Genomic DNA, 10,503 nt, shown 5'->3' on the forward strand with positions numbered 1-10,503 from the left:
CAAGAGAACGGCGGTCGCGCACAGGGCGGCGGCCAGCGCGACCGCCGTTCTCTTGCGTATCACGGGGGGTGCTCCCTGGAGGTACGGGAAGAGAGGGCCGCCCCGGCGGGGCGGCCCTTGCGTGAGGGGAGGCTCAGTTGCGGAAGGTGTCGTTCAGGACGATCTGCCCCGAGGCGGGGACGGTCGCGGTGCGGTTGGCGCCGGACTCCCAGGTCACGTTTCCGGCCGCGTCCTTGCGTATGTACTTGTACTCGAAGGACGTTCCGGCGGGCAGGGAGACCGTCAGCTTCCAGACGGGGTACGCGGCCGGGTCGAGCTTGAGGGCGGAGGCAGGGGCCCAGTTGCCGAGCTCGGCGCGGTTGCCGGTGACGTAGATGTTCTGGCCGGTGACCGTGGTGGCGTTCACGTTGAAGGAGGCGCCGGCGGCGACGGGCTGGGTGCCGCAGGTCATGGCCCCGGTGTGCAGGGCGAGGGCGGTGTTCGCGGCGAGGGTGGCCGTGAACTGGCCGGAGGAGTTGACCGTGACGGCGGTGTTCGACTGCACGTCGCAGTAGGTGCCGGCGGGCAGGGAGGTCTGGAAGGTGCGGGTGAGGGCGGAGGACTCGTGGTTGATCGCCACGTACGCCTTGGATCCGCGGCCGAACGCGATCGCGTTGTTGCCGTTGTCCCACCAGTCGGTGACGGCCTGCCCGCGGGCGGTGTTGCGGAAGGCCACCATGGAGGAGATCTCGCGCCAGGCGTGCTGGCACTTCCAGCCGTCGCTGTAGCAGGCGTTCACCTGGTGGTTGTTGGGGGCGCCGGCGTCCTTGTCGGTCCACTCGTAGCCGGAGTGGACGTCCGGGGAGCCGTAGGGCCAGGCGAGCATGAAGACGGAGGCGAGGGTGTAGTTCGCGCCGTCCTTGTAGTTGAGGGTGTCGCCGCCGCGCTCGGTGTCGTGGTTGTCGACGAAGACGCCGGACTGGCCGGACGGCATGTAGCCCCAGGCCTCGCCGAAGTTCTTGAGGTAGGCGAGCTTCTCGTTCTGCAGGACCCTCTTGAGGTCACGGGCGTAGCGGAACTCCTGGACGTCGCCGTTGCCGAGGTACTCGCTCGGGGAGACGGCCTCGCCGGCGCCGTAGATGGCCTCCTGCTTCCAGTAGACGGAAGGATTCGTCAGCCGGGACTTGATGTTCGCGAGGTCGGCGGCCGGCATGTGCTTGGCGGCGTCCACGCGGAAGCCGTCGACGCCGAGCGACAGCAGGTCGTTCATGTACCCGGCTATCCGGCCGCGGACGTAGTCCTCGCCGGTGTCGAGGTCGGGGAGCTGGACCAGTTCGCAGTTCTGGACGTTGGCGCGGTCCTGGTAGTTGGAGATGGTGGAGCGGCAGTCGTCCATGTCCGCACCGGAGTAGAGGCCCGGGTAGTCGTACTTGGAGAACGAGGTCCCGCCCGTTCCCGTGCCCGAGGCGTTCGCCATGTGGTTGATGACGGAGTCGGCGACGACCTTCACGCCGGCGGCGTGGCAGGTGTCGACCATGCTCTTGAAGGCGGCGCGGTCGCCGAGCGGGCCGGCGATCTTGTAGCTGACCGGCTGGTAGGCGGTCCACCACTGGGGGCCCTGGATGCGCTCCTGGGGCGGGGAGACCTGCACGTAGCCGTAGCCGGCGGGGCCGAGCTGGTCGGTGCACGCCTTGGCCACCGAGGCGAAGTTCCATTCGAACATCACCGCGGTGACGTCCTTCTCGCCGGGCGGGGCGGCCTGCGCCGGGGCGTTGCCCGTGACGGCCACAGCGGCTCCCGCCACGAGGGCGAGTGCAGCGGCCACGGTCTTTCTGGCCATGCTTCCTCCTGCTGACTTCGCTGTCGCAAGAAGTTGCCGAAAAGTTCAGCAACTGTTTTCAGCCGTGACCGTACGAGTGCCCCGGCGCCCGGTCAACCCTCCGGACACCCCGACGCAACTTGTTACGAAAGGACTTGCGGAAGCCGGCCGGGCGGCTGCGCGGTGGAACCGCGCACCACCAGCTCCGGCTGGAAGACGAACTCCGTGCGCTGCACCGGGTTCCCCTCGATCTCCTCGAGGAGCGCGCCGACGGCCGCCGTCGCCATGGCCTGCACGGGCTGGCGGACGGTGGAGAGCGGCGGGCTGGTGAAGGCGATGAGCGGGGAGTCGTCGAAGCCGACGACGGACACGTCGCCGGGCACGTCGAGGCCGCGGGCGCGGACGGCCCGGATCACGCCGAGCGCCATCAGGTCGGAGCCGCAGACGATGCCCGTGCAGCCCTCGCGGAGCAGGATCTCGGCGGCCGCGTGCCCGCCCTCGACGCCGAAGAGCGTGGGCCTGATGAACCGTTCGGCCTCGGTGCGGTCGACGCCGAGGAGCTCGTACAGCTCGGCGGTGAAGCCCTCGGCCTTGCGGCGCGAGGGGACGTACCGGGTGGGGCCGATGGCGAGGCCGATCCGCTCGTGGCCGAGCTCGACCAGGTGCCGGACGGCCATCCGGGCCGCCGCCCGGTCGTCCGGGGAGACGAAGTTGGCGTCGATGTGCTCGTTGTAGCCGTTGATGAGGACGTACGGGACGCCCCGGTCCGACAGCCGGGCGTAGCGGGCGGGGTCGGCGGTGGCGTCGGCGTGCAGCCCGGAGAGGAAGACGATGCCGGCCACCCCGCGCTCCACGAGCTGTTCGACGAGCTCGTCCTCGGTGGCGCCGCCGGGCATCTGGGTGCAGAGCACCGGGGTGTAGCCGTGCCCGGCGAGGACCTGTTCGACGACCTGCGCGAAGGCCGGGAAGATCGGGTTGGTCAGCTCGGGCACGACGAGCCCGACGAGGCCCGCGCTGCGGCGTTTGAGCCGTACGGGACGCTCGTAGCCGAGCACGTCGAGCGCCGCGAGCACCTTGTGCCGGGTCGCGCCGGCCACCCCCGCCTTGCCGTTGAGGACGCGGCTGACGGTGGCCTCGCTGACCCCGGACTGGGCCGCGATGTCCGCGAGCCGCGGGGCGCCGTTCCCGGCGCCCCGCGGCAGGGGGATCGTCACACCGCCCACCAGACGGTGGTGTCGGCGGGCAGCTCCACCGTCCCCTCCACGGCGGAGCCGCCCACCTCCTCGTTGGAGAGGAGATACCGGCCGGGCAGCGGGACGGTGATGGCCCGGCCGGTGGTGTTGGCGGTGCAGACGAAGCCGTCGCGGCGGAAGGAGAGCACACCCTCGGGTGCCTCCAGCCACTCGACGGCGTCGCCCGCACCGAGTTCGGGGCGCTCGCGCCGGACGGCGAGGGCGCTGCGGTAGAGCTCCAGGGTGGAGCCGGGGTCGCCGGTCTGCGCCTCGACGCTCAGGGCGCCCCAGGTCGCGGGCTGCGGCAGCCAGGAGCCGCCGTCGCCGAAGCCGTACGAGGAGCCCTCGACGGTCCACGGGATCGGCACGCGGCAGCCGTCGCGGAAGCCGTCCTGGCCGCTGGCCCGCCAGAACGACGGGTCCTGGCGGACCTCGTCGGGCAGGTCGGTGACGTCCGGGAGGCCGAGCTCCTCGCCCTGGTAGACGTAGGCGGAGCCGGGCAGGGCCAGCATGAGGAGGGTCGCGGCGCGGGCGCGGCGCAGGCCGAGCTCGCGGTCGCCGGCCTCGCGGAGCTGGGTGCCGAGGCCCGCCGGGTTGGCGAAGCGGGTGGCGTGCCGGGTGACGTCGTGGTTGGACAGCACCCAGGTGGTGGGGGCGCCGACCGGGCGCATCGCGTCGAGGGAGGCGTCGATGACGGCGCGGAGCTCGGCGGCGTCCCAGTGGGTGCCCAGGTACTGGAAGTTGAAGGCCTGGTGCATCTCGTCGGGGCGCACGTAGTTGGCGGTGCGGTCGACGGTGGGGGTCCAGGCCTCGGCGACGAGGATGCGCTCCCCGTCGTACTCGGCGAGGATCCGCCGCCAGGAGCGGTAGATCTCGTGGACGCCGTCCTGGTCGAAGAAGGGCATGACGTCGTTGCCGAGCAGCTTCAGCTGGTCGTGGGCGCCGATGTCCGGGAGGCCGGCGGCCTTGACGAGGCCGTGGGCGACGTCGACGCGGAAGCCGTCGACGCCCATGTCGAGCCAGAAGCGCAGGATGGAGCGGAACTCGTCGCGGACGGCGGGGTGTTCCCAGTTGAAGTCGGGCTGCTCCGGGGCGAAGAGGTGGAGGTACCAGTCGCCGGGGGTGCCGTCCGGGTTCTCCGTACGGGTCCAGGCGGGGCCGCCGAAGATGGACTCCCAGTCGTTGGGCGGGAGTTCGCCGTTCTCGCCCTGGCCGGGGCGGAAGTGGTAGCGCTCGCGGAGCACCGAGCCGGGGCCCTCGCGCAGGGCGCGCTGGAACCACTCGTGCTGGTCGGAGGAGTGGTTGGGGACCAGGTCGACGATGATGCGCAGGCCCAGTTCGTGGGCCTCGCGGATCAGGGCGTCGGCGTCGAGGAGCGAGCCGAACATGGGGTCGATGGCCCGGTAGTCGGCGACGTCGTAGCCGGCGTCGGCCTGCGGGGAGGCGTAGAACGGGGAGAGCCAGACGGCGTCGACGCCGAGCTCCTTGAGGTACGGCAGCCGGCTGCGGATGCCCTCCAGGTCGCCCATGCCGTCGCCGTTGCCGTCGGCGAAGGAGCGCGGGTAGACCTGGTAGATCACCGCGTCTCTCCACCAGCCCGTGTGCGTGCCGGTGGTCGGGGCGGCGGCGGGGGTGGCGAGGTGCTGGGTCATGTCTTCCTTGGGTCGTAAGGACATGGGGAGGGGTGCGGCCGGACGCAGCCGGGGTCAGCCCTTGACGGCGCCGGCGGACATGCCGGTGACGAGGTGGCGCTGGGCGAAGAGGAACACCAGGGCGGCGGGGACGGCGATGAGCACGGAGGCCGCGGACATCGGGCCCCACTGGGCGCCGTACTGGTTGACGAACTTCTGGAGTCCGCCGGCGAGCGTGAGGTTCTCGTCGCCGACCATGAAGGCGGAGGCGTAGGCGACCTCGCCCCAGGCGGTGATGAAGGAGTAGAAGGCGGTGACGGCGATGCCCGGCTTGGCGAGCGGCAGGATGAGCCGCCAGAAGGTGCCGAAGGGGGTGAGGCCGTCGACGTAGCCGGACTCGTCGATCTCGCGCGGGATGGTGTCGAAGAAGCCCTTCATCATCCAGGCGCAGAACGGGACGGCGATGGTCAGGTACGTGATGACCAGGCCGACCGGCTGGTTGAGCAGGCCCATCGACGCCATGATGTTGTAGATCGGCACGATCAGGACGGCGACCGGGAACATCTGGGTGACGAGCAGCGTCCACATCAGGCCGCGCTTGCCGGGGAACCGGAAGCGGCTGACGGCGTAGCCCGTGGTGGCGGAGATGAACACGCCGACGACGGTGGTGAGTCCCGCGACGAGCAGCGAGTTGCCGAACCAGGTGAGGAACGGGGTGTCGTTCAGCAGGTTCGTGTAGTTCTCGAACGTCGTCTCTTTGAAGAAGTCCGTGGTGGTGGCGAACTTCGCGGGCTTCAGCGAGGTCAGCAGCACCCACAGGACCGGGAAGACGGCGATCACGGACGCCACGATCAGCGTGACGTGCAGGCCGACCGAGGCGAGCGGGGAGCGACGCCCCCGGACCGGGGTGTTCAGGGCCTGGGGGGTGGGGGTCGTGGTGGTCACCAGACTTCTCCCTGCTTGCGGAGGACGCGCTGGTAGAACGCGGCGAAGACCATCAGGAGGACCAGGATGAGCACGCCCCACGTGGACGACTGGGCGAAGTCGCGCGGGCTGACCTCGAAGGAGAACTTGTAGGCCTGGGTGACGAGGATCTGGGTGGCCTCGCCGGGCCCGCCCCGGGTGAGCAGGAAGATCACCGGGAACATGTTGAAGGTCCAGATGGTGCTCAGCAGGATCACGGTGGTGCTGACGGAGCGCAGCCCCGGCATGGTGATGTGCCGGAAGCGCTGCCAGGGGTTGGCGCCGTCCATCTCGGCGGCCTCGTACAGCTCGCCGGGGATGGACTGGAGTCCGCCGAGGAGGGCGACCATCATGAACGGCACGCCGAGCCAGACGTTGGTCGCGATGACCGAGAGCTTGGCCCAGGTGGGGTCGTTGAGCCACGGGACGGCGTCGATGCCGCCGCCCGCGAGGACCTTGTTGAGCAGGCCGTTGTCCTGGTTGTAGAGGAAGCGCCAGGCGAAGACGGAGACGAAGCCGGGCACGGCCCAGGGCAGGATCAGCAGCAGCCGGTAGACGGAGCGGCCGGCGATCTTCCGGTTCAGGATGTTGGCGAGGCCGAGACCGAGGGCGAAGGTCAGGGCCACGCAGGACACGGTCCAGACGATCGTCCAGCCGAGGGTCCCGAGGAACTGGCTGCCGGTGAGCGCGTCGGTGTAGTTGTCCAGACCGACGAACTCGTAGGTGGCCGGGATCTGGTTGACACCGATCGACCGCGCGACGTTCCGCTCGTTGGCGTCGGTCAGCGACAGGTAGATGCCGCGGACCAGCGGGTAGCCGATGATCACGGCGATCACCACGGTCACCGGGGCGACCATCGCCCAGGCGTACCAGTGGGTGGAGAGGGAGCGCTTCGCCGCGCCCCGCGACTTGCCAGTTCCGCGGCTCCGGCCGCGGGCGACGTCGTCGCCCGCGGCCTTCGCCACCGACTGGCCGGTGGTGTCCACGGCCATCAGCCGGCCTGCCTTCCTGTTACTTCCAGTCCTTCAGGAGCTTGCGGTAGCCGTCGCCGACCGTCTTGGCTCCCTTCTCCGGGGTGGTCTGACCGGTCAGGACCTTGGTGTACTCGGTGACGAGCGGCGCGAAGAGGCTGCCGGTCTCCGGGATCCAGGGGCGCTCGACGGCCTTGTCGACGACCGGCTTGAAGAAGGCGATCTGCTCGTTCAGCGCGACGTCCGACTTGAGGTAGACCGACTCACGGGTGGGGAGGAGGCTGAGCTCCTTGGAGATCTTCGCCTGGGTCTCGGCCGAGGTCATGTACTCGGCGAAGGCGTAGGAGGCGTCGAGGTTCTTGGAGCCCGCGTAGACGGCGAGGTTGTGGCCGCCCTGCGGGGCGCCCTGGCCGGCCGAGCCGGCCGGGACCGGGGCGATGCCCAGGTTGGCCTTGTCGGCGAACTCCTTGCCGGCGTAGGTGTCGGCGACGGCCCACGGGCCGTTGATCATCATGGCGACCTTGCCTTCCTTGAAGGCGGTCTGCATGTTGTTCCAGCCGTCGGTCGCGTCCGTCTTGGCCGCGCCGGAGTCCACCAGGTCCTTGACGACCTTGAAGGCCTTCACGCCGGCCGGGCCGTCGATGGTGACCTTCTTGTTCGGGGCGTCGACCAGGTCGCCGCCCTCGCCGTACAGGAAGGAGAGGAACCAGTAGGCGTCGTCGCCGCGCAGGTACAGGCCGGTCTTGCCGGTCTTCTGCTTGATCTTGGCGGAGACGGCCTTGAGCTGGTCGACGGTCTTGGGGACCTCGACACCGGCCTCCTTGAAGATCTTCTTGTTGTAGAAGATGCCCATGGAGTCGATGACCTGCGGGACGGCGTAGGTCTTGCCCTTGTACTTGGTGGAGGCCGCGGCCTGCTTGAGGAAGTCGTCCTGGTTCTTGAGGGCGGCGGTGCCGTCCAGCGGGGCGAGGTAGCCGAGGTCGGCGAACTCGGGGGTCCAGGCGACCTCGGAGCGGATGACGTCGGGCGCGCCGGAGCCGGACTGCGCGGCGTTCTTGAACTTGTTCTGCGCCTCGCCGAAGGGCACGTTCACGTACTTGACGGTGACCTTGGGGTGCGCCTTGGTGAAGTCCTCGGCGACCTTCTTGAAGACCTTGTCCTCGGAGCCGACCGTGGAGGTGTCCCACCAGGTCACGGTGCCGGAGAGCTCGCCCGAGCCCTTCGAACCGCTGGAACCGCTGTCGCTGCCGCCGCACGCCGCCAGGGTCACGCCCAGGGCCGCGACCAGCGCGGTAGCCGCTATGCCACGCCGCATGTGAACTCCTTCGATGATCCCGGGGGTGACGAGGGGCTGGAACCTTCCTCATGCGACCGCTCCCTCGCGGCGCTCCGGGTTGCCAGGAACGTAACAGGGATGAAAACGCGCCGAAAGACCTTGCGAGAACTTTCTGCAAGACCCGGCGATCGTTACATTCGCGTGTCCCGAAGGTTGCCGAAGGATCGCTTGACAGGGGCGACCGAACCCTTTTCCCGCCCGAATCCCCCCGCAAGCCGCCCGCAAGGACTGCAAGAGCTTGCGCAAGAGGCCTGCCGTGACGGTACTTGGGGTGGCAGTGGGCAATACGCCCCGTGACCGGTACAGTCCACGTTCATGACCGCGCGGCTCTCAGACATCGCAGCCCAGGCGGGGGTCAGTGAGGCCACAGTCAGCCGCGTGCTCAACGGCAAGCCGGGCGTGGCCGCCGCCACCCGCGAGTCCGTCCTTGCCGCGCTCGACGTGCTCGGCTACGAGCGGCCCGTACGGCTGCGCCAGCGCAGCGCGGGGCTCGTCGGCCTCATCACCCCGGAGCTGGACAACCCGATCTTCCCCGCCCTCGCCCAGGTCATCGGGCAGGCCCTGACCCGGCAGGGGTACACGCCGGTCCTCGCCACCCAGACCCCCGGCGGGTCCACCGAGGACGAGCTCACCGACATGCTGGTGGAGCGGGGCGTCGCCGGCATCATCTTCGTCTCCGGCCTGCACGCCGACACCACCGCCGACATGACGCGCTACGACCAGCTGCGCGGCAAGGGCGTCCCGTACGTCCTCCTCAACGGCTTCTCCCCCAAGGTCCAGGCGCCGTTCGTCTCGCCCGACGACCGGGCGGCGATGCGTCTTGCCGTGACGCACCTGGCCGCGCTCGGCCACACCCGGATCGGTCTGGCCGTCGGCCCGAAGCGCTTCGTGCCGGTGCTGCGCAAGATAGAGGGCTTCAAGGAGGGCATGCGGGAGCGGCTCGGTCTCTCCCCGGAGGAGTCCGAGGCGCTGATCCAGCACTCCCTCTACACCCTGGAGGGCGGCCAGGCCGCGGCCGGGGCGCTGATCTCCCGCGGCTGCACGGCGGTCGTCTGCGCGAGCGACATGATGGCGCTCGGCGCGATCCGGGCGGCCCGGCAGCAGGGCCTCGACGTCCCCCGGGACGTCTCGGTCGTCGGCTTCGACGACTCTCCGCTCATAGCGTTCACCGATCCGCCGCTGACCACGATCCGGCAGCCGGTGCAGGCGATGGGACAGGCCGCGGTCCGCGCGCTCCTGGAGGAGGTGGGGGGCACCCCCGCCCCGCACTCCGAGTTCGTCTTCATGCCTGAGCTGGTCGTTCGCGGTTCGACCGCATCGGCTCCGGCGTCCTCCCGCACTCCTTCCTGAGGTGGAGCGGGTGCACCCGGAACCCGACCGAGGGATGATCGGTCGAGGGAAGGGGATCTGGCAGACTCTCTCGCTATGGGTGAAACGACCGTGAAGAGCTTGGACAGCCGGACGACCCCGTCGTCACCCATCGTGGCCGACGAGGGCCGGTTCGCGCGGCTGCGCGCACACACGCCCCGGCGCCCGACGATCTGGTTCGAGATCGTGCTCATCGCGGTGAGTTACTGGGTGTACTCGCTCACGCGCAACGCGGTGCCGGAGCAGAAGGCCGAGGCGCTCAGGAACGCCGACTGGATCTGGAAGACCGAGCAGTCCCTCGGCCTCGCCTTCGAGCACGCCGTCAACCACGCCGTGAACTCGGTGACGTGGCTGATCGTCTCGATGAACTACTACTACGCCACGCTGCACTTCGTCGTGACCATCGGTGTGCTCGTGTGGCTGTACCGATGGCATCCGGGCCGTTACGCGGCGTTCCGCACGGTCCTGTTCGCCACCACCGCCGTGGCCCTGGTCGGTTACTACCTGTACCCGCTCGCGCCGCCCCGGCTCATGGACGGCCAGAACTTCGTCGACACCGTGCTGGTCCACCACACCTGGGGCTCGATGGCCTCGGGCAACCTCAAGCACGTGTCGAACCAGTACGCGGCGATGCCGTCGATGCACATCGGCTGGTCGCTCTGGTGCGGGGTGACCATCTTCCTGCTCGCCCGGGCGCCCTGGGCGAAGATCCTCGGCCTGCTCTACCCGACGGCGACCCTCGTCGTCATCGTCTCCACCGCCAACCACTTCTGGATGGACGCGGTCGGCGGCATGCTCTGCCTCTGCTTCGGCTTCGCCGTCTCCTACTTCTGGTACGGCTCCCGCCCGCACCGGCTGCCGAAGCTGGTGGAGCCGGCGGCGTCGACCCCGCGGCGGAGCGGTCCGCCCCCGGTGGCGGGGACGGACCGCGAGAAGGAAGCGGCCGAGGAGCCGGTCAGCTCCGGTAAGTGATCCGGCCGCCCGCGACCGTCAGCCGGACCGGGGCCCCGGCCGTCTCGTCCGCCGGGGCCTCCACCGGGTCCACGGCGAAGGCGGCGAGGTCGGCCCGGAAGCCCGGGGCGATCCGGCCCGCGACCGTCTCCTCCCCCGCGGCGACCGCCGCGTGCGTGGTCATCCCCTCCAGGGCCATCAGGCCGGTGAGCCCGTGGCGGGCCGAGGCCGCGCCGCGCGGGGCCCGCGCGGT

Annotated in this window: 9 protein-coding genes; 2 read left to right on the forward strand and 7 right to left on the reverse strand. The window is 70.0% G+C overall.

Translation table 11 applies throughout. The features are described 5' to 3' along the window. Positions 1-133 precede the first annotated feature (133 nt). The 6 genes from CCN56_RS10970 to CCN56_RS10995 form a co-directional block, all read right to left on the reverse strand. A complete protein-coding gene (locus CCN56_RS10970; protein ID WP_086825954.1) occupies positions 134-1,819 on the reverse strand; it encodes a carbohydrate-binding module family 20 domain-containing protein in 1,686 nt (561 codons plus the stop codon). A 122-nt stretch (positions 1,820-1,941) separates the two neighbouring features. Next, complete coding sequence (locus CCN56_RS10975) at positions 1,942-3,021, reverse strand: LacI family DNA-binding transcriptional regulator (RefSeq protein ID WP_041128903.1); 1,080 nt, start codon at positions 3,019-3,021, stop codon at positions 1,942-1,944. Beyond that, positions 3,009-4,682, reverse strand: a complete 1,674-nt coding sequence (locus CCN56_RS10980) for an alpha-amylase family glycosyl hydrolase (protein WP_086825956.1) — start codon at positions 4,680-4,682, stop codon at positions 3,009-3,011. The genes CCN56_RS10975 and CCN56_RS10980 overlap by 13 nt, the downstream gene beginning before the upstream one ends. Positions 4,683-4,736: 54 nt before the next feature. Next, a complete protein-coding gene (locus CCN56_RS10985) occupies positions 4,737-5,609 on the reverse strand; it encodes a sugar ABC transporter permease (protein WP_373412848.1) in 873 nt (290 codons plus the stop codon). Then, a complete protein-coding gene (locus CCN56_RS10990; RefSeq protein WP_086825959.1) occupies positions 5,603-6,616 on the reverse strand; it encodes a carbohydrate ABC transporter permease in 1,014 nt (337 codons plus the stop codon). Before CCN56_RS10990 ends, CCN56_RS10985 begins: the two co-directional genes overlap by 7 nt. A 19-nt stretch (positions 6,617-6,635) precedes the next feature. Beyond that, entirely contained in the window at positions 6,636-7,910 is a 1,275-nt protein-coding gene (locus CCN56_RS10995; protein WP_086825962.1) for an extracellular solute-binding protein, read from the reverse strand. Between the two features lie 336 nt (positions 7,911-8,246). On the opposite strand from CCN56_RS10995, the gene CCN56_RS11000 reads away from it, so the two are divergent. Both CCN56_RS11000 and CCN56_RS11005 read left to right on the forward strand, forming a co-directional pair. Continuing rightward, entirely contained in the window at positions 8,247-9,281 is a 1,035-nt protein-coding gene (locus CCN56_RS11000; RefSeq protein ID WP_086825964.1) for a LacI family DNA-binding transcriptional regulator, read from the forward strand. A 75-nt stretch (positions 9,282-9,356) separates the two neighbouring features. Next, positions 9,357-10,271, forward strand: coding sequence for a phosphatase PAP2 family protein (locus CCN56_RS11005; protein ID WP_086825965.1), 915 nt, complete (start codon positions 9,357-9,359; stop codon positions 10,269-10,271). Here the strand turns inward: CCN56_RS11005 and CCN56_RS11010 are convergent. Beyond that, positions 10,255-10,503: amidohydrolase family protein (locus tag CCN56_RS11010; protein ID WP_143664494.1), on the reverse strand; the 249-nt coding region annotated here is incomplete at its 5' end. The two genes, CCN56_RS11005 and CCN56_RS11010, sit on opposite strands and share 17 nt — an antisense overlap.

Source organism: Streptomyces sp. NRRL B-24572, assembly GCF_002156145.1.
In the GTDB taxonomy this organism is placed as follows: domain Bacteria; phylum Actinomycetota; class Actinomycetes; order Streptomycetales; family Streptomycetaceae; genus Streptomyces; species Streptomyces vietnamensis.

Coding starts and splice junctions, on each gene's coding strand:
- CCN56_RS10970 (WP_086825954.1), bottom strand. CDS start 1,819: ATGGCCAGAAAGACCGTGGCCGCTGCACTCGCCCTCGTGGCGGGAGCC.
- CCN56_RS10980 (WP_086825956.1), bottom strand. CDS start 4,682: ATGACCCAGCACCTCGCCACCCCCGCCGCCGCCCCGACCACCGGCACG.
- CCN56_RS10990 (WP_086825959.1), bottom strand. CDS start 6,616: ATGGCCGTGGACACCACCGGCCAGTCGGTGGCGAAGGCCGCGGGCGAC.
- CCN56_RS11000 (WP_086825964.1), top strand. CDS start 8,247: ATGACCGCGCGGCTCTCAGACATCGCAGCCCAGGCGGGGGTCAGTGAG.
- CCN56_RS10995 (WP_086825962.1), bottom strand. CDS start 7,910: ATGCGGCGTGGCATAGCGGCTACCGCGCTGGTCGCGGCCCTGGGCGTG.
- CCN56_RS11005 (WP_086825965.1), top strand. CDS start 9,357: ATGGGTGAAACGACCGTGAAGAGCTTGGACAGCCGGACGACCCCGTCG.